General features: G+C 70.4%; 20 protein-coding genes and 1 tRNA gene. 20 read left to right on the top strand and 1 reads right to left on the bottom strand.

All coding sequences use genetic code 11. The features are described 5' to 3' along the window. The first annotated feature begins 27 nt into the window (after positions 1-27). From BLU81_RS29515 to BLU81_RS29505, 3 genes are read left to right on the top strand one after another with little or no spacing between them, the layout of a single operon-like run. Positions 28-789, top strand: a complete 762-nt coding sequence (locus BLU81_RS29515) for a hypothetical protein (RefSeq protein WP_092548450.1) — start codon at positions 28-30, stop codon at positions 787-789. Next, complete coding sequence (locus tag BLU81_RS29510; protein ID WP_092548447.1) at positions 786-1,754, top strand: MazG family protein; 969 nt, start codon at positions 786-788, stop codon at positions 1,752-1,754. Before BLU81_RS29515 ends, BLU81_RS29510 begins: the two co-directional genes overlap by 4 nt. Positions 1,755-1,764: 10 nt before the next feature. Beyond that, positions 1,765-3,381, top strand: coding sequence for a DUF885 domain-containing protein (locus BLU81_RS29505; RefSeq protein WP_092548444.1), 1,617 nt, complete (start codon positions 1,765-1,767; stop codon positions 3,379-3,381). A 285-nt stretch (positions 3,382-3,666) separates the two neighbouring features. Here the strand turns inward: BLU81_RS29505 and BLU81_RS29500 are convergent, their stop codons facing one another. Continuing rightward, positions 3,667-4,344, bottom strand: a complete 678-nt coding sequence (locus BLU81_RS29500; protein WP_231953572.1) for a PilZ domain-containing protein — start codon at positions 4,342-4,344, stop codon at positions 3,667-3,669. A 171-nt stretch (positions 4,345-4,515) separates the two neighbouring features. Between BLU81_RS29500 and eno the strand changes: the two genes are divergently transcribed. The 17 genes from eno (at position 4,516) to BLU81_RS29415 (ending at position 17,831) form a co-directional block, all read left to right on the top strand. After that, positions 4,516-5,799, top strand: coding sequence for a phosphopyruvate hydratase (gene eno / locus BLU81_RS29495; protein WP_092548441.1), 1,284 nt, complete (start codon positions 4,516-4,518; stop codon positions 5,797-5,799). 99 nt (positions 5,800-5,898) lie between these two features. Then, a complete protein-coding gene (locus tag BLU81_RS29490) occupies positions 5,899-6,492 on the top strand; it encodes an FtsB family cell division protein (protein WP_092548439.1) in 594 nt (197 codons plus the stop codon). A gap of 10 nt (positions 6,493-6,502) precedes the next feature. Further along, complete coding sequence (locus BLU81_RS29485) at positions 6,503-7,006, top strand: DUF501 domain-containing protein (protein ID WP_092548436.1); 504 nt, start codon at positions 6,503-6,505, stop codon at positions 7,004-7,006. After that, on the top strand, positions 7,003-7,497 hold the full coding sequence (locus BLU81_RS29480; RefSeq protein WP_092548433.1) for an amino-acid N-acetyltransferase: 495 nt from the start codon (positions 7,003-7,005) through the stop codon (positions 7,495-7,497). Before BLU81_RS29485 ends, BLU81_RS29480 begins: the two co-directional genes overlap by 4 nt. Then, positions 7,494-8,408, top strand: a complete 915-nt coding sequence (locus BLU81_RS29475) for a Ppx/GppA phosphatase family protein (protein WP_092548430.1) — start codon at positions 7,494-7,496, stop codon at positions 8,406-8,408. Before BLU81_RS29480 ends, BLU81_RS29475 begins: the two co-directional genes overlap by 4 nt. Before the next feature lie 71 nt (positions 8,409-8,479). Then, on the top strand, positions 8,480-8,809 hold the full coding sequence (locus BLU81_RS29470; protein ID WP_092548428.1) for a PadR family transcriptional regulator: 330 nt from the start codon (positions 8,480-8,482) through the stop codon (positions 8,807-8,809). Continuing rightward, positions 8,806-9,747, top strand: a complete 942-nt coding sequence (locus BLU81_RS29465; RefSeq protein ID WP_092548425.1) for an HAAS signaling domain-containing protein — start codon at positions 8,806-8,808, stop codon at positions 9,745-9,747. Before BLU81_RS29470 ends, BLU81_RS29465 begins: the two co-directional genes overlap by 4 nt. A gap of 23 nt (positions 9,748-9,770) precedes the next feature. Further along, a complete protein-coding gene (locus BLU81_RS29460) occupies positions 9,771-10,514 on the top strand; it encodes a uracil-DNA glycosylase (protein WP_092548422.1) in 744 nt (247 codons plus the stop codon). Positions 10,515-10,555: 41 nt separating this feature from the next. Beyond that, positions 10,556-11,245, top strand: coding sequence for a DUF4129 domain-containing protein (locus tag BLU81_RS29455; protein WP_092548419.1), 690 nt, complete (start codon positions 10,556-10,558; stop codon positions 11,243-11,245). Beyond that, positions 11,242-11,826 (top strand): hypothetical protein, encoded by a 585-nt coding sequence (locus tag BLU81_RS29450; RefSeq protein WP_092548416.1) that lies wholly within the window; start codon positions 11,242-11,244, stop codon positions 11,824-11,826. The genes BLU81_RS29455 and BLU81_RS29450 overlap by 4 nt, the downstream gene beginning before the upstream one ends. 13 nt (positions 11,827-11,839) lie before the next feature. Beyond that, positions 11,840-12,829 carry an AAA family ATPase gene (locus BLU81_RS29445; RefSeq protein WP_092548413.1) on the top strand — a complete coding sequence of 330 codons (990 nt, stop codon included), beginning with the start codon at positions 11,840-11,842 and terminating at the stop codon, positions 12,827-12,829. A 10-nt stretch (positions 12,830-12,839) separates the two neighbouring features. Then, a complete protein-coding gene (locus tag BLU81_RS29440) occupies positions 12,840-14,177 on the top strand; it encodes a DUF58 domain-containing protein (RefSeq protein WP_373873265.1) in 1,338 nt (445 codons plus the stop codon). A gap of 4 nt (positions 14,178-14,181) precedes the next feature. Then, complete coding sequence (locus tag BLU81_RS29435) at positions 14,182-14,748, top strand: hypothetical protein (RefSeq protein ID WP_092548407.1); 567 nt, start codon at positions 14,182-14,184, stop codon at positions 14,746-14,748. 87 nt (positions 14,749-14,835) lie between these two features. Beyond that, positions 14,836-16,206 (top strand): NAD(P)/FAD-dependent oxidoreductase, encoded by a 1,371-nt coding sequence (locus BLU81_RS29430; RefSeq protein ID WP_092548404.1) that lies wholly within the window; start codon positions 14,836-14,838, stop codon positions 16,204-16,206. Between the two features lie 58 nt (positions 16,207-16,264). Further along, a tRNA-Leu gene (locus BLU81_RS29425) sits at positions 16,265-16,347 on the top strand. Between the two features lie 185 nt (positions 16,348-16,532). After that, on the top strand, positions 16,533-17,372 hold the full coding sequence (locus BLU81_RS29420) for a Bax inhibitor-1/YccA family protein (RefSeq protein WP_092548401.1): 840 nt from the start codon (positions 16,533-16,535) through the stop codon (positions 17,370-17,372). A gap of 144 nt (positions 17,373-17,516) precedes the next feature. Further along, positions 17,517-17,831 carry a hypothetical protein gene (locus BLU81_RS29415; protein ID WP_092548398.1) on the top strand — a complete coding sequence of 105 codons (315 nt, stop codon included), beginning with the start codon at positions 17,517-17,519 and terminating at the stop codon, positions 17,829-17,831. Positions 17,832-17,946: the final 115 nt, after the last annotated feature.

Genomic DNA, 17,946 nt, shown 5'->3' with positions numbered 1-17,946 from the left:
CACATCGGACGTGAGAGAGTGTTGACCATGCAGCGTGCCCGGAGACTCGCATCCATCGTCGTCGTTGCCACGTTCGCCGTCGGCGGGCTCGGGGCCTGTGGGTTCCAGCCCGAGGTCGCCGCTCGGGTCGGTGGCGGCGAGACGGTCGGTGAGGACCGGGTCCAGGAGATCTGGGACGTCAGCCACGCGACGATCGTCGACAAGGCACCCGCGGCTTCGGCTTCGTCCTCGGCGTCATCCGCGGCCGAGCCGGTCCGGGTGCCGTACACGCGTGGCGATCTGGTCCGGGCGATCGTCAGCCGGGAGCTCTACGGACGGCTGGCCGCCGAGAAGGGCGTGACCCTGCCGGCCGGAGTGCCGTACGACGAGGCCGGTGCGCAGTTCGGCCTGCCGGGCACCGACGAGTTCGTCCGGCTCTACACCGAGAACGCGGTCCTGCAGAACGCGCTCACCAAGGCGGTCACCAGCCCCGCTCAGCCGACCGATGACGAGATCCGGGACGTCTTCGACCGGATCGGCGCCCACGGCGGGATCCAGCCGGGCACCGACTTCGCCGCGTTCAGTTCCGCGCTCAGCCCGGAGGACAAGACCGCGCTCAGCGCCGCCCTGTCGGTACGCCGGGACGTGCTGGCGCTCGCCGACAAGCTCGACGTCGAGGTCAGCCCGCGTTACCAGCCGCTGGAACTGGGCCTGCTCGGTGTCTCCAACCAGAGCACCGGCCAGTCGTACTCGGTGGTGGCGGCGACTCTCGGCGAGGATCTGCGGGTTCCGGTGGCGGACGTCTCTTGAGCACGGTCACCACCCGGATCATCCTGCTGGTCACGTCGCCCCGGTTGCCGGCCGGGCTGCTCACCGCCGAAGCCTGGGACGCCGTCCGGGCCTACCCGGTCTACGCCGCGGCGGAGAGCCCGCAAGCGGGTGCGCTGCGAGCCAACGGGGTGACGGTGACGGTCCTGGAGACCGACGCGCAGGGCCTGCTCGACGCGATCGCCGGCCAGCCCGCCGCGGTGTGGCTCGCCGGGGCGACCGGTGACCAGCCGTTCGCCCGTCAACTCGGGCTGCGGCTGGCCCGCGAACCCGGACTGGCCGAACTGGAACTGATGTACGGCTCCTGGGACCCGCCCGGCGCCCGGCTCCTGGACGCGGTGGCCGTGATGGACCTGTTGGCGTCGCCCGGCGGCGACCCGTGGAAGCGGATGCAGACCCACCGGACGCTGGCTCCCTACCTGCTGGAGGAGAGCTACGAGGCGTACGACGCGATCGTCGGCGAGGACCACGAGGCGCTGCGCGAGGAACTGGGCGACGTGCTGCTCCAGGTGCTGCTGCACGCCCGGCTCGCTGAGGAACGCGACGAGAGCGACAGGTGGTCCATCGACGACGTGGCCGGTGGTCTCGTCGACAAGATGATCCGCCGCAACCCGCACGTCTTCGCCGGTGCACAGGTCGCGGACATCGAGGAGATCACCGCCAACTGGGAGCGGATCAAGCGCGAGGAGAAGGCCCGGGACTCGGTGCTGGACGGGATCGCACTCAGCCAGCCCGCTCTCGCCCTGGCCGCCAAGATCCTGCACCGGGCCGAGCGGGGCGCCGTCGACGTGCCGCTGCCGGCCGGTGACGGGCTCGGAAGCCTGCTGCTCACTGCGGTGGCCGAGGCGCGCGCCGCCGGTCTGGACGCGGAGGCCGAGCTGCGGGTGGCCGCTCTGAGTTTCGCCGACGCGGTGCGTGCGGCGGAAAATGTCGGAGCGCCCGAGTAGTTTTCACAGCATGCCGGAGTTCGTACCGCTCGCTGAGCGCATCGTCGACGCCTTGCTGGAGAGCGATCCCGTGACCGCCTCCTACGCGGGCGACCACCGTTTCGACAGCCGCCTGCCCGACCACTCCGCAGCCGCCGTGTCCGCCCGGATCGCCATGCTGCGCGACGCCGGCGACGCGCTCAGCGGTGTCGACCCGGACAGCCTCGAGGCCGAGGACCAGGTCGATCACGCCATCCTGTCGGCTCGGGTCGAGCGGGACCTCTTCGAGGCGACCGAGGTCCGCGAGCACGAGTGGAACCCCCTGCTGCACAACCCGGGCCCGCTGCTGCACGGCCTGATCGCCCGGCCGTTCGCGCCGTTGGACGAGCGCCTGACCAGCCTGGCCGGCCGGCTCGCGGCCGTGCCCGACGCGCTCGCCACCGCTCGTGCGGTGCTGCGTGACGTGCCCCGCGTCCACACCGAGACGGCGATCGGGCAGTTCGCCGGGAGCGCCCAGCTGATCCGGGACGAGTTGCCCGCCCTGCTCGCCGGGGAGCCCGGCATGCGGGCCGCGGTCGAGCCGGTGGCGTCCGCCGCGGTGGCCGCGTTCGGCGAGTTCGACGGCTGGCTGCGGGCCCGGCTGGAGAGCGGCGAGCCCGGTCGTGATCCACGGCTCGGCCGGCCGCTCTGGGAGGCCCGGCTCTGGCACACCCTCGACACCGAGCTGTCCGCCGCCGAGGTCCTCTCCCGGGCTCGGGAGAACGTCGTCCGGGTCGGCGAGGAGCTGCGGGCGGCGGCCGCCGAGCTGATCGGTGGCCCGGCCACCGACGAGACCGTGCGCCGGGCTCTGGACTCTCTGGCCGAGAACCATCCGGACGGCAGCACGATCGTCGGTCTGGTCAAGCTGACGATGGACGAGGCGACCGATTTCGTCCGGCGGAGCGACGTCCTGTCCCTGGTGGACGACCCGTGCCTGATCGAGGAGATGCCGGAGTTCGCCCGGGGCGTGGCGGTGGCCTACTGCGATCCGCCCGGTCCGCTGGAGACCGCCGACGTGCCCACCTTCTACTGTATCGCCCCCGCCCCGGCCGACTGGACGCAAGCCCGGACCGAGAGTCTCTACCGCGAGTACAACAACGAGATGCTCCGCAACCTCACCGTCCACGAGGCGATGCCCGGGCACTTCCTGCAGCTCGCGCACGCGCGCCGGTTCCGGTCCGCGACCCGGGTGCGGGCGCTCGGCTGGTCCGACCCGTTCGTCGAGGGCTGGGCGGTCTATGCCGAGGAGCTGATGGCCGGGCTCGGCTTCGGCGGGCTGCCGGTGCGGTTGCAGCAGCTCAAGTTGCAGCTGCGGATGAGCCTCAACGCGATCCTCGACCAGCAGGTGCACTGTGACGCGATGCCCGAGGCCGAGGCGATGGCCCTGATGACCGGCCCCGGTTTCCAGGAGGAGGGCGAGGCGGCCGGCAAGTGGCGCCGGGCCCTGCTCACGTCGACCCAGCTTTCCACCTACTTCGTCGGTTACTCCGAGGTCGCGGCCATCGCAGCGGCCCGGCCGTTCGGCGCCACCCCGAAAGCCTGGCACGACGCGATGCTGGCCCACGGTTCCCCGCCGCCCCGCCACTTGCGAACCCTGCTGGGCGTCTGACCGCCGTCCGCCCGGCCACCGGCCCAGCGGACGGCGGTGGCGCGAGGTGGCGGGCACGTGACCACCCGGGCGTGCCCGCCAGCCCCACGTAAACGAGTATCCGTCGGCGTGCGTCGATGATTCGAGGGCCAATGGACCGACAATTAACGGGCCGGAAGTCCTCAATTCATGCTACCCGCCGTGCGGAATTAGAATTCGAATCCGCGGTGGAATTCGGCGACCCGTCTCCGGGGTGAAGCCGGCGATCCGGCCGGTGACGGGTGCGACGGCCCCACCGTGCCGCACTCACCGCAGGGCGATGATCTCGGCCATCGGCTCCGGGTCCGGGGACTCGACGGCCCGGGACTGGCGGCGGGCCTCGAGCTGGAGGCGCATCACGTACCGGCGAATGATCTTGGCTTGGCGCTCGTCCTGCTCGAAGATCGCCACGATCTCGGTCAGCAGCGGCCCGCGGACCGGCACCTGCTGACGGATCGTGGCGGCCCGCAGCACCGTGGCCGGGAACTCGACGACCACGTCGCCGGCGAGTTGCACCCGCAGCCGGGTCTCCTGGCCGGGTTCGAAGCCGATGCCGTGGAAGAGGGCACGCACCGAGCGCTCACTGATGTCGTGGACGCGCCCGTATCGTTCCGTTTCGCCCGGTAGTACCAGCAGGACGCTCTCGCCTCCGCCGCCGCGCACGTAGTCGCGCAGTTGCTCGATCTCGGGCTGCCCGGCGACCCGGACATCGATCCGGTTCTCGTCGACCCCGGCGACGGTCCCGTGCAGCGCGTAACGGCCGCGGAGGCCGGCCGGCCAGCGCAGATGCACACCGTCACCGGTGCTCAGGTCGACGTCGTCCAGGGCGAGGGACAGGGTCACGGCGGTGTCGGTGACCCGGACCACCCGGACATCCGGGACGGTCAGGGCTCCGTGCACCATCTCGACACGCGACCCGTCGGAGGGAAACAGGCTACTGGTCATAGTGCCCTGACGTTCGGCAGGTGTGTGCCGGGTTTGAGGCGAACCGGCGGAGGAGTTGACCAGCCCCTCGAACACGTCATTGCCGGACTCGATACGCTCTGGCGGTGTGGTCGGCCCGCAGGGTCGCGGACCGAAACTGTATTCGTACAACTGTTAGGGAGCGACACACTAATGGCCACCATTGAAGCGATCGTCGCGCGCGAGATTCTCGATTCCCGGGGCAACCCGACCGTTGAGGTCGAGGTCGGTCTGGACGACGGCTCGGTCGGCCGTGCGGCGGTGCCCTCGGGTGCCTCCACCGGCGCCTTCGAGGCGCTCGAGCTCCGCGACGGTGACAAGGACCGTTACCTCGGCAAGGGTGTTCTCAAAGCGGTCGAGAACATCGAGGAGAAGCTGATCGACGAGCTGGTCGGTTACGAGGCCTCGGACCAGCGCCTGATCGACCAGAAGATGCTCGACCTGGACGGCACCGCCGACAAGTCGGAGCTCGGCGCCAACGCCATCCTCGGCGTGTCGCTCGCCGTCGCCAAGGCCGCCGCGGCCTCCGCCGAGCTGCCGCTGTTCCGCTACCTGGGCGGCCCGAACGCGTCGCTGCTGCCGGTGCCGATGATGAACATCCTCAACGGTGGGTCGCACGCCGACTCCAACGTCGACGTGCAGGAGTTCATGATCGCGCCGATCGGCGCCCCGACCTTCCGCGAGGCCGTCCGCAGCGGCGCCGAGGTCTACCACGCGCTCAAGTCGGTGCTGAAGAAGAAGGGCCTCTCCACCGGCCTCGGCGACGAGGGCGGCTTCGCGCCGAACCTGTCGGCGAACGTCGCGGCCCTGGAGCTGATCGCGGAGGCCGTGCAGGCCGCCGGTTACACCCTGGGCAGCGACATCGTGCTGGCCATGGACGTCGCCGCCACCGAGTTCTACAAGGACGGCGCGTACGTCTTCGAGGGCGCCCCGAAGTCCACCGACGAGATGATCGCGTACTACGCGAAGCTCGCCGCCGACTTCCCGATCGTCTCCATCGAGGACCCGCTGGACGAGGAGGACTGGGCCGGCTGGACCGCGCTGACCGCGCAGATCGGCGACAAGGTGCAGATCGTCGGCGACGACCTGTTCGTCACCAACCCGCTGCGCCTGGCCCGCGGTATCGCTGAGCAGGCCGCCAACGCCCTGCTGGTCAAGGTGAACCAGATCGGCTCGCTCACCGAGACGCTGGACGCCGTGGACCTGGCTCACCGGGCCGGTTTCAAGACGATGATGAGCCACCGGTCCGGTGAGACCGAGGACGTCACCATCGCCGACCTGGCCGTCGCGGTCGGTTCCGGCCAGATCAAGACCGGTGCCCCGGCGCGGTCCGACCGGGTCGCGAAGTACAACCAGCTCCTGCGCATCGAGGAGCAGCTGGAGAGCGCCGCCCGGTACGCCGGTGCGGGCGCGTTCCCGCGTTACCGCGTCAGCTGACGCTTCAGCGCGGATCATCGAGTTTGTGGCACCCGCCCAGTGAGGAATAGGTTCTCTGGCGGGTGCCGCGAACGCGAGACATCGGCGGGGAGGTCGGAGATGACGGAGCGCCGTACACCGAGTGGCCAGGGCCCGACCCGGCGCCGTGTCGCCGCCGGAGGCCGCCCGACCACGTCCCGGACGAGGACTGCCACCGGGACCGCGACCCGCAACACCGGTCCGGTCCGGGTGCCGACCGCCCGGCGCGCCGCCGGTTCGGCGAAGGGCGGAGCCAAGGGCAGCGCGGCCGCCGAGCGCACCGACGCGCCCCGCCCCCGTGCGCTGACCAGCCGCGCCACCGTCCTGATCGCGCTGGTCGTCGCCTTGGCACTGGCCTATACGTACCCCCTCCGGGTGTATCTGGAGCAGGAGTCCCAGATCGCCGAGATGGAGAGTGCGACGGCCGCGCAGCGCGCCGCGATCGACGAGACGGCGAAACAGCTGGCCAAGTGGCGCGACGACGATTACCTGCGCATCCAGGCCCGCGAGCGATACTTCTACGTGCGCCCGGCTGAGACGCCCCTGCTTGTCGTGGACGACAAGGAGGGTGCTGCTCGCCAGGCCGCGGAGCAAGCCCCGGCGGCCGCCCCGGACCGCTGGTACGACACGCTGTGGAGCAGTGTCGAAGCCGCCAACGCAGAGCCTCAGGACTGAATCCGGACCGATGGAACAACCCACACCCGCCGACTTGGACATCGTGGCGGCCCAGCTCGGCCGCCGCCCCCGTGGCACCCGTGCGGTCGCGCACCGCTGCCCGTGCGGAAACCCCGACGTGGTGGAGACCTCGCCACGCCTGGACGACGGCACGCCCTTCCCGACGCTCTACTACCTGACCTGCCCGCACGCCACGGCCGCTTGCAGCCGCCTGGAGTCGGCCGGGGTGATGCGGGACATGCAGGAGCGTCTCAGCACCGATCCCGAACTGGCCAAGAAGTACGCCGAAGCCCACCAGGACTACCTGGACCGGCGTACGTCGATCGACGACGTCCCGGAGATCAGTCACGTCTCGGCCGGTGGCATGCCGGACCGGGTGAAGTGCCTGCACGTCCACCTCGGGCACGCGCTGGCCGCCGGGCGGGGTGTCAACCCGTTCGGTGACGAGGTGCGGGACGCGGTCGAGCCGTACTGGGCCGGTGGCCCCTGTGTCCGGATAGCGACCGACGAGTGATCATCCGTCGGGCGAGGACCGGGGACATCCGGTCGATCCGGTCGCTGGTGGACACCTACACGACCGATCGCCGGCTGCTCAGCAAGGCCACCGTGACCCTGTACGAGCAGGTGCAGGAGTTCTGGGTGGCGGAGGCCGAAGACGGCACAGTGACCGGCTGCGGGGCCCTGCACGTGATGTGGGAGGACCTGGCGGAGATCCGGACGGTCGCGGTCGACCCCGGCCGGCGCGGTCAGCGGATCGGCCACCGGATCGTCGCGGCGCTGCTGGACCAGGCGCGCGAGGTCGGCGTGCGCCGTGTCTTCTGTCTCACCTTCGAGACCCGCTTCTTCGGGTCGTTCGGGTTCACCGAGATCGACGGCGCGCCGGTGCCGCACAAGATCTTCGAGCAGCTGCTCCGATCGTACGACGAAGGTGTCGCGGAATTTCTGGACCTTGAGCGGGTCAAACCGAACACTCTGGGGAACACGAGAATGTTGCTCCACCTATGAGCACGCGCGTCGCCGCCATCGACTGTGGCACCAACGCGATCCGGCTGCTGATCGCCGATGTCAGCGGGGACGAACTCGTCGACGTCGCCCGCCGGATGGAGATCGTCCGGCTCGGTGAGGGGGTGGACCGGACCGGGATGCTCGCGCCGGCGGCGATCGAGCGCACCCGCACGGCCCTGCTCGGTTATGCCGCCGAGATCGCCGAGCTGGGTGTCACCCGGGTGCGGATGTGCGCGACCTCGGCCAGCCGGGACGCCTCCAACGCGCAGGACTTCCGGGACATGGTCCGCGGTGTGCTGGGGATCGACCCGGAAGTGATCACCGGCGCGCAGGAGGCTCAGCTCTCCTTCGACGGGGCGGTTCGCGGGCTGGACGCCGAGGGGCCCTATCTGGTCTACGACCTGGGTGGTGGCTCCACCGAGTTCGTCACCGGCACGAAGAGTGTCGAGCGGGCGATCTCGATGGACATCGGCTGTGTCCGGATGACTGAACGTCACCTGCACAGCGACCCGCCGACCGCGGCCGAGCTGGCTCTGGCGCGGGCCGACATCGTCGACGCGATCGACACCGCGCTGGCGGCGGTCGACGGGCGTTCAGCGAAGACCCTGGTCGGGCTGGCCGGGACGGTGACCACGGTGGCCGCGCTGGCACACGACCTCGACGAGTACGACTCGGACCGCATCCACCACAGCCGGGTCGACACGCCGGTGGTCGCCCGGGTGACCGACGAGCTGCTGGCGATGACGGTCGCCGAGCGGCTGGCCCTGCCGGTCATGCACCCCGGCCGGGCCGATGTGATCGGCGCCGGTGCCCTGATCATGAAGCTGATCAGCGAGCGTTCCGGGCACGACTTCGTGATCGCCTCCGAACACGACATCCTCGACGGCATTGCCTTCGGGCTAGCGATCTAGGGAACACCGCATTGCCCGCCGGGGTAGTGCGCTGTTGACGGTACTTCGCATTGCGCAGTACTGTCCACAGCGTGGATGCGACCCAGCTGCTCAAGGGTGTGCTCGACTTGGCCGTCCTCGCGGTGCTTCGCGAGGAGGACGGTTACGGCTACGACATCCTGCGCCGGCTGCGGACGGCCGGGCTGGAGGACGTCGGTGACGCCTCGGTCTACGGCACCTTGCGACGGCTATTCAACAACGGACTGCTGAACAGCTATGTGGTGCCCAGCGACGAGGGCCCGCACCGGAAGTACTACGCACTCAACGAGGCCGGCCGGGCGGAGCTGCAACGCTCCACCAAGGTCTGGGCCGGCTTCGCGTCGATCATGGAAGATCTGCTTCAGGAGCGGGGGAAGGCGTGAACCTAACGGCACAGGACGAGATCGCCGTCTACGTGGAGGGCGTCCGGCTGGCCTTGGCCGGTCTGCCGGCCGGGACCAGGGACGAGCTTCTCGAAGACCTGCCCGAACATCTGGCCGAGGTGCTGGCCGAGGGCGGCGGTTCCCTGGAGGACCGGCTCGGGCCGCCCGATGTGTACGCCGCCGAGCTCAGCGCCAGTGCGGGCCTGGGCGCCACCTGGGCCCCACCGGCCGACGCCCCGCCGAAGGCCGACGCCCGGTCGCGTGCCGCCGCCAAGGCCGCCGAACACCGGGCCCGCTTCGCCGGCCGGGTGCGCCGGGCCGACGTGTTCGCCGGCCGGCTCCTGGGCTATCCGCGGGCCCGCGACTTCCTGGTGCTCCTGCGGCCCGCGTGGTGGGTGCTCCGGGGCTATCTGGCGGCCATGGCGGTGTCCTTCTTCGTGGAGGAGAGCCAGAGCCCGGTGGGCCTGCTGCCCCGGATCAACGGCGAGCTTCCACTGGGGCTCCTGCTGCTCGCGGTGGCCGTCATCGGTTCGGTCTGGCTGGGCGGCCGGGGCGGTCCGGCCGGGCGCGGGAAACGGCGTGCGCTGCGGTTCGCCAGCGCGGGGCTGGTGTTCTTCGCGGTGATCGGCTTCTTCGAGGCCGACGAGGCGGCCCGGCGCGACTTCTACGAGCAGGTCGGTTACACCGATGTGAAGTACGCCGGGATCGAGGACGTCTTCGTCTACGACGACAAGGGACAACTCCTCACCGGGGTGCAGCTCTACGACCAGGAGGGCCGGCCGGTCCACTTCGGCGACGGGTTCTGCTGGATCGCCGCCACCGGCTCGGACGAGCCCAGCCGGGCGGTGGGCTACCCGACCTGTCCGGACGACGCCCCGTTCGTCTCGATGACCCCGGAGCCGTCCGCTGCTCCGTCGGCCCCGGGTGTGGGCGGGTAACACCGGGATGCTGTGCTGGGCGGGTGCTCTCGTCCGCGCGTACCCCACCGGCAGTTGAGGAGCAGGCGGCCGCGACCGCCTCGCTGAGCCTGCTCGACGCCCGCATCGCGGATTGTTTCGCCTGCCCACGCCTGGTCACCTGGCGTAACGACATCGCCGTCACCAAGCGGGCCGCCTTCCGTGATCAGGAGTATTGGGGCCGCCCGGTCCCGGGGTTCGGGCCGGGCGGCGCCGAGATCGCGATCCTCGGGCTGGCCCCGGCCGCGCACGGTGGCAACCGCACCGGGCGGCTCTTCACCGGCGACCGTTCCGGTGACGTCCTCTTCGCCGCTCTGCACCGGGCCGGACTGGCCAACCAGCCGACGAGTGTGGCCGCCGACGACGGCCTGGAACTGCGGCACACCCGGATCTTCGCGGCGGTCCGTTGCGCTCCACCGGACAACAAGCCGCTGCCGGCCGAACGTGACACCTGTGCCCCGTGGTTCCGGCGCGAACTGCAACTGATCCGGCCGACGCTGAAGGTCGTGGTGGCGCTCGGCGCGTTCGCGTGGGCGGCCTGGTGGCCGGCGATGACCGCCGCCTACGGTGCGCGGCCACCGGTCCCGCGGCCGAAATTCGGACACGGTGCCCTGGTGGAGGTGCCTGGCGCCCCGGTTCTGCTGGGCAGTTTCCACGTCAGCCAGCAGAACACCTTCACCGGCCGGCTGACCCCCTTGATGCTTGACGAGGTGTTCGGCCGTGCGAAGGTTCTGGCGGGTTTGGCATGATGCGAGCGCCGACAATCTTCGAGTCACGGATCTGAGCCCGCATGGATTTCGCCGCACTGCGCCGCTGGTGGCCCTTCGCCGCCGTCCTCGGGCTGCTCTTCGTCATCGCGCTGGCCGCCACCCGGTCCGCGCCGCAGCTCGACCAGATCCAGCCACAGGCCACCACGACCACCCGTCCGCCGCTGCTGCCGCCGCAACCGTCGGTCAGGCCCAGCTTCGAGGAATCCATTCCCGAACCGGCCCAGGGGCTGCCCGGCTGGGTCGGCACCGCCACCCTGATCGTGCTCGGTGCCGGCGCCCTGCTGCTGGTCGTCGGCCTGAGCTGGGCCCTGATCCGCGACTACCTGCGCCGCCGCCCGGCGCGGGCCGGTAAACACGCGCCGCGCCGCCCACAGCGGACCGCCGACGACCTGGTCGCCGCGCTCGACGCGGGCCTGGAGGAGCTGTCCGACACCGACCGTGACCCGCGCCGGGCGGTGATCGCCTGCTGGGTGCGGCTGGAGGACGCCGCCGCCGCGGCGGGCACCCCACGGCATCCCGGCGACAGCCCCACCGACTACGTCGGGCGGCTGCTGGCCGAGCAACTGGTCGACGCCGGAGTGCTGGCGGCGCTGCTGGCGGTCTACCGGGAAGCGCGGTACGCGACACACACCGTCGACGACCAGATGCGTCAGCAGGCCCGGTCCGCCCTGGAACGACTGCGCGCCGATCTCGGTGGGGTGCAGGTATGAGCGACGGAGGACTGGACGATCTCTTCGGCTCCGGCCCAGGCGGCAACCGTCGCCGCCCCGAAGAGCCCGAGGGCGTCGTCAAACGACGCTCGATCGCCGTCACCCTGATCGGCAACGCGGTGGTCATCGGCCTGGCCGCGGTGGTGATCACCGCCGCGCTGCGGGCGGGCGGCCTGAGCATCTCGCCGCTGCTGCTGGTTTCGCTGCTGCTGGGCCTGCGCCTGGTGATCCGCGCGGTCCGCGTGGTCGCCCCGCCGCCCGCACCCCGGCTGCGCTCGAAGATCGGCACCGACTCCGGTCCGGCCGCCGACGCGCTCCGGTCCGCGGTCCGGAGATGGGAACGAAACCTGGACCGGGCAAACTCTGACCCGGAACTGTATGCGCGTAACGTTCTGCCGGTGCTCGCCGAGCTGACCGATGAACGGCTGCGGCTGCGGCACGGCATCACCCGGGCCAGTGACCCCCGCCGAGCCCGGGAACTTCTCGGCGACGAGCTCTGGTCGGCGCTGGCCGAGCCGGGCCGCCGCGGTTTGAAGGCACGCGATGTCGAGACTTACCTAGACGCCATGGAACGACTGTGAGAAAGGTGCGCCGGTGACGCAGGCTCTTCCCCCGTACGAGGTCGGGCGGCTGGCCGGGGCGGTCCTCGACTCGGTCGGCTCGGTCCTGGTGGGCAAACGGGACTCGCTGGAGCTGGTGCTGGCCGGGATTCTGGCCGGCGGTCACGTGCTGCTGGAGGACATGCCCGGTCTCGGCAAGACCCTGACCGCCCGCTCGTTCGCGCAGGCGCTCGGGCTCGACTTCCGCCGGTTGCAGTTCACCCCGGACCTGCTGCCCGCCGACGTCACCGGCTCGTTCCTCTACGACCAGCGCAAAGGTGACTTCGCCTTCCGGGCCGGCCCGGTCTTCACCAACATGCTGCTGGCCGACGAGATCAACCGGACGCCGCCGAAGACCCAGTCCGCCCTGCTCGAGGCGATGCAGGAGAAGCAGGTGTCGGTCGAGGGTGTCACCTACCGGCTGGACCCGCCGTTCCACGTGATCGCGACCGCCAACCCGATCGAGTACGAGGGCACGTACCCGCTGCCCGAGGCCCAGCTCGACCGGTTCCTGCTGCGGGTGTCGTTCGGTTACCCGACGGCCGAGGAGGAGTGGACGGTCCTCCAGCGCCGGATGTCGCGGCGCCAGGAGGAGGCGACCCTCTCCCCGGTGGTGGACGCCCGGACCCTCCAGCAGATGCAGACCGCCCTGGAGTCGGTGGCGGTCGAGGACTCGATCGGCCGGTACATCGTGGCGCTCGCCTCGGCGACCCGGGAACACAGCGCGGTTCTCGTCGGATCCTCCCCGCGTGGCTCACTCGCCCTGCTCCTGCTGGCCCGGGCCCGGGCCGTGATGGCCGGCCGCGACTACGTGGTGCCGGAGGACGTGAAGGACGTCGCGATCCCGGCGCTCGCGCACCGGATCACGCTGCGCCCGGAGATGTGGCTGCGGCAGGTGAACCCGTCGTTCGTGGTCCAGGAGGTGCTGACCGCGGTGCCGGCCCCGGCCAGCGGGGCGCTTCCGACGTACGCCCGGCATGACTGACCGGATGCGCCTGAGGCCGGCCGTGCCCGCCGAGGACACGGCCGATCAGCCGTTCGGCCCGATCTGGGCACCGACCCGGGCCCTCGGGCGCTCGGTGCTGCTCACCGGCGTACTCCTGCTGCTCGGGGTGGCTCTGGGCCGGGTCGACCTGGCGCTGCTCGCGGCACCGTTCGCGATCGGCGCCGCGCTCCACCTGCGCCGGATCCCCACGTCGGCCCCGGAGATCACCATCCGGGCCGACGAGACCCACCTCGTCGAGGGTGGCGAGGTGGACGCCGGGCTGGTCGTCGCCAACCCGGACGCGATCGGTTACGACCTGGTCGTCGTCCGGACCCGGACCTCGCCCTGGCTGCGCCTGGAGCATTCGGACCGGCCGTTCGCGATCACCGTGGGTGCCGACGGCTGGGCCGCGATCGACCTGCCCGGCGAGGCTCTGCGCTGGGGCCGGCAGGACGTCGGACCGGCCGCCGCGCGGGCCGCTGCCTGCGGTGGGCTGCTGGCCTGCCGCCCGGTGGTCACGCCGGCGCGGGGCGTGCGGGTCTACCCGGTCACCGAACCGTTCAAGGCCGTCGAAGCGATGCCGGCGGCTGCGGGGCTGGTCGGGGCGCATCGCTCACGGCGTCCGGGCGAGGGCGGAGAGCTTGCCGGCGTACGCCAGTTCGCTCCTGGAGATCGTCTGCGCCGCATCGACTGGCGTGTCTCCCTGCGTACCCGGGATCTGCATGTGGCCTCGACCCTGTCGGACCGGGACGCCGAGGTGCTGCTGCTGCTCGACGTGCTCGGTGAGATCGGGATCTCCGGCGGGGTGCGGGGCGGCTCGTCGGTGCTGGACACCACGGTCCGGGCCACCGCCGCGATCGCCGAGCACTACCTGCACCGGGGCGACCGGGTCTCGCTGCTGGAGTACGGTGCCGACTCCCGCCGGCTGCGTCCCGCCTCCGGCCGCCGGCAGTACCTGACCGCGCTGGAGTGGCTGCTCGACGTCCGGCCCCAGCCGACCGAGACCGAGCAGTACGAGAACGTCTTCGGCGCGCACCACGTCTCGTCGTCCGCGCTGGTCGTGGTGCTCACCCCGCTGGTCGACCCGCGGGCCGCCGACATGCTCGCCCAGCTCACCCAGTCCGGCCGTTACGTGGTGGCGGTCGACACCCTGCCGCCGGAGACCGCCCCGCCGGTGAAGAACCAGTGGACCCCCGCGGCCACCCGGCTGTGGCGCATCGAACGGGAGAACGTGCTGGGACGTCTTCGGGAGCACGGTGTACCGGTGGTGGCGTGGGCCGGAGCCGGCAGCCTCGACCTGGTGCTGCGGGACGTGTCCCGGCTGGCCTCGGTCCCGAGGGGGCACTGATCAAATGCTGAGCGCGTTGTCCGGACGGATGGGCCGGTGGAAGACCGCGGTGAGGCGGGCTACGGCCGTACCGTTCATCGTCCGATGCGGCATCCTGGTCACCGGCCTGCTCGCCTTCGGCGTCGCCTGGCCGATCGAGCTGCTGAGCAGCCCGCGATTCTTTCTCACCGTCGCCTGCGTCGCCTTCTGGCCGGTGGTGGCACCCCGGGGCCGCGGGGGTACGGTTGCCGCGCTCGTGGTGATCGCCGGCTGGTTGGTCGACACCTCGGCGTTCGGCTCGCCGGTCACGCTCTGGCGAGTGCTGGCCCTGTCCACGCTGCTCTACCTGGCGCACACCCTGACGGCGCTCGCCGCGGTGCTGCCCTACGATGCGATAGTCAACTTCGACGTGCCGGGTCTGTGGCTGGTGCGTTCCCTGGCCGTCGTGGTGATCTCCGCAGTGGTGATCATCTTGGCTCTGGGATTGACTGCTGACCTGGGCGGGGACCCCTTTGAGCTGGCGACGGTGGTCGGCCTGGCCGCGGCAGCCGCTGTGACGATGGTCCTATCACGTCTGACCCGTCGTGAGTGAAATCTGAGTATTTCGTCACTTGACTTCAGCCGTTGTGATCGTCACAGAACGACGCATCAGACCCCATCCGCGCGCGACAATAGAGCGGTGAATCCGCCGCGCATAGTCGTCGTTGGAGCAGGTCACGTCGGGCTTTACGCCGCCCTCCGCCTGTCCAAGAAGCTGAACCGGAACCAGGCCGAGATCGTCGTCATCGATCCTGTTCCACACATGACTTACCAGCCGTTCCTGCCTGAGGCAGCGGCCGGTAACATTTCGCCGCGACACGCCGTGGTGCCGCTGCGCCGGGAGCTGAAGAAGTGCCGCATCGTCTCCGGTGAGGTAACCAAGCTCGAACACGCTCGTAAGACCGTCACGATCCAGCCGATCGACGGCCCCGCTTACGAGATGGAGTACGACCACATCATCGTGGCGCCCGGCTCGGTCTCGCGGACCCTGCCGATTCCCGGCCTCAGCGACATCGGTATCGGTCTGAAGACCATCGGTGAGGCCATCTACCTGCGCAACCACATCCTCGACCGGCTCGACGTCGCCGCGGTGACGCCGGACGAGGGCGTGCGCAAGGCCTCGCTGAACTTCGTCTTCGTCGGTGGCGGGTTCGCCGGCATCGAAGCGCTCGCCGAGATGCAGGACGTGGTCTCCGACGCGCTGAAGTACTACCCGGAGCTGGACCCGAAGGAGGTCCACTTCATCCTGGTCGAGGCGACCAACCGGATCCTGCCCGAGGTGGGCCCGGAGATGGGTGCGTACGCGGCCCGTCAGCTCGCCTCCCGCGGCATCGACCTGCGGCTGGGCACCTTCCTGCAGTCCTGCGTCGACGGCAGGATCGTGCTCTCCGACGGAGACTCGTTCCGCGCCGAGACCCTGGTCTGGACGGCGGGTGTGAAGCCGTCGCCGATGCTGGCCAACACCGACCTGCCGCTCGGCCCGCGCGGGCACGTCAACTGCCTGCCCACCTTGCAGGTCGCCGACAACGAGACCAGCGAGCCGCTCGATGGCGCCTGGTCCGCCGGTGACTGCGCGCAGGTCCCCGACCTGACCAACCCGGGTGGCTGGTGCTCGCCGAGCGCCCAGCACGCGGTCCGTCAGGCCAAGGTGCTCGCCGACAACATCGCCCAGGTGGTGCGCGGCGGTGCCCCGAAGGAGTACCGGCACAAGCACGTCGGTGGTGTTGCCGGCCTCGGCATCAACAAGGGTGTCGCGCACGTCTACGGCATCAAGGTCAAGGGCTACCCCGCGTGGCTGATGCACCGCTTCTACCACGTGAGCCGGATCCCGTCGACCAACCGCAAGATCCGAGTGCTCGCCGACTGGGTGCTGGCGTTCCTGTTCAAGCGGGAGACCGTGGCGCTCGGCCAGCTGCACCGCCCGCGTGAGGACTTCATCGAGGTGACCCCGCCGGTGGCGCTGCCCGCCGAGAAGGCGCCGGAGAAGAAGGTCACCGCCGGAACCCGCTGATTTGCGGCCATGGCCGTTTCCACTGCCCGGGCGGCACCAGCTACGGTGTTCGCAGGCCGCCCGGGTGGTGGAATGGCAGACACGGCCGCCTTAAAAGCGGCTGCCCCAAAAGGCGTGCGGGTTCGAGACCCGCCCCGGGCACCGAGTTCCGCGGTCGCGGCGATGCGCCGCGACCGCGCTTTGCGCTGTTCCTCACATGCGGTGACCTGCAGGAATAAGTCTCACTCTCAGGCGGCTCACAGCTACACGGTGCGGCGCTTATCGCGAGAACCGCTTACCCTTGAGTGACAGGCATCGTGCCTGACCCTCAAGGGAGGCTGGAAACAGTGAAGACTTCAAACCCGGTGCTCTCGCGACTCGGCCAGGCGGCCGAGCGGGAGCGAGCGGCCGGGTACGGGCCATCTGGGCCGGCCTCGCAGCCGGGTTACGGTCAGCCGGGTTACGGCGATCCCTACCCCACGGCAGCGGGTTACCCGTCCGCTCCTCCGGCCGTCCAGCCGATGACCATCGACGACGTTGTCGTCAAGACGGTCACGCTGCTCGGCATCACCGGCATCTCCGCCGTCGCCGCGTGGAACCTTATCCCGAACACGCTGATCGGCCCCGCCTGGATCGGTGCCGCGCTGATCGGCCTCGTCCTCGGCATGGTCATCTCGTTCTCGCGGATGGCCAACCCGGCGCTCGTGATCACGTACGCGGTCATCGAAGGCGTCTTCGTCGGCATGGTGTCCAAGTTCTTCCAGAGCATCATGGGTTACGACGGCATCGTCCTGCAGGCCGTGGTCGCCACGTTCGGTGTCTTCTTCATCATGGCCGGGCTCTACAAGGCCCGGATCATCCGGGCCACCCCGAAGTTCGCCCGCGCCATGATCGCGATCATGGCGGGTCTCTTCGGCGTCATGCTGATCAACCTGGTGCTGTCGCTGTTCGGTTTCAACACCGGCCTGCGTGACAACGGCGCCCTGGGCATCGGCTTCAGCCTGATCTGCATCGTGGTCGCCTCGCTGAGCTTCATCCTGAACTTCAACGAGATCGAGGAGGGCGTGCGGATGGGTCTGCCGCAGCGTTACTCCTGGACCGCGGCGTTCGGCATCCTGGTCGGCCTCGTCTGGCTCTACATCGAGATCCTTCGCCTGCTGAGCTTCTTCCAAGGCGGCGACGACTGACGGTTCGTCCGTCGTCACCAGGCAACGCCCGGCCCGCCTCCCCGCGGACCGGGCGTTGCCCCCGACTTACGAGAAAGCCCGCCCCGTGCCTTGGCCCCGGGCGGGCTTTCCCGTTCCCGTTGCGGTGCCGGGTATCGTCGCCGGGTGTCTGACTTCGCCACCGCCATCGAACGCCTGCTCACTCAGATCCACCATTGGGACGAGCGGCGCTGGCGGACGGCCCCGGCCGGCGGCGGGGCCGGTACTCGTTCCGAGTCCGTCCAACGGCTGGTGCAGCACCTAGCCGATCTGGGTGCCGAGGCTGAGAATTCGCCCGCGCGCCCGGTTCCGCACCTGCATGACCTGGTGCTGCGCGACCAGATCCGGGTTCTTGCCGACGACATCCTTGCGGCCGGTCCCTCCGCCGAACTGCTGGACCGCGCGACCGCGGTGACCGACGAGGTCCGCGCAACCCTCTGATCGAAGGCCCGTTGCTCCGCGCTCGTGCCGTCTGGTCCAGGCTGTATCGCAGATGCCAAGCCAGAGGGGTTTCCCGGGCGTCTAGTGGGTCAGGGCGTCCGACAGACCCGGCGGC

It is taken from the genome of Actinoplanes derwentensis (assembly GCF_900104725.1).
GTDB classification, from domain to species: Bacteria; Actinomycetota; Actinomycetes; order Mycobacteriales; family Micromonosporaceae; genus Actinoplanes; species Actinoplanes derwentensis.
The sequence above is the reverse complement of the archived record's forward strand: the minus strand, read 5'-3'. Positions and strand labels throughout refer to the sequence as shown.

Coding starts and splice junctions, on each gene's coding strand:
- BLU81_RS29450 (WP_092548416.1), top strand. CDS start 11,242: ATGAGCGACGGAGGACTGGACGATCTCTTCGGCTCCGGCCCAGGCGGC.
- BLU81_RS29505 (WP_092548444.1), top strand. CDS start 1,765: ATGCCGGAGTTCGTACCGCTCGCTGAGCGCATCGTCGACGCCTTGCTG.
- BLU81_RS29515 (WP_092548450.1), top strand. CDS start 28: ATGCAGCGTGCCCGGAGACTCGCATCCATCGTCGTCGTTGCCACGTTC.
- BLU81_RS29485 (WP_092548436.1), top strand. CDS start 6,503: ATGGAACAACCCACACCCGCCGACTTGGACATCGTGGCGGCCCAGCTC.
- BLU81_RS29500 (WP_231953572.1), bottom strand. CDS start 4,344: ATGACCAGTAGCCTGTTTCCCTCCGACGGGTCGCGTGTCGAGATGGTG.
- BLU81_RS29455 (WP_092548419.1), top strand. CDS start 10,556: ATGGATTTCGCCGCACTGCGCCGCTGGTGGCCCTTCGCCGCCGTCCTC.
- eno (WP_092548441.1), top strand. CDS start 4,516: ATGGCCACCATTGAAGCGATCGTCGCGCGCGAGATTCTCGATTCCCGG.
- BLU81_RS29475 (WP_092548430.1), top strand. CDS start 7,494: ATGAGCACGCGCGTCGCCGCCATCGACTGTGGCACCAACGCGATCCGG.
- BLU81_RS29490 (WP_092548439.1), top strand. CDS start 5,899: ATGACGGAGCGCCGTACACCGAGTGGCCAGGGCCCGACCCGGCGCCGT.
- BLU81_RS29435 (WP_092548407.1), top strand. CDS start 14,182: ATGCTGAGCGCGTTGTCCGGACGGATGGGCCGGTGGAAGACCGCGGTG.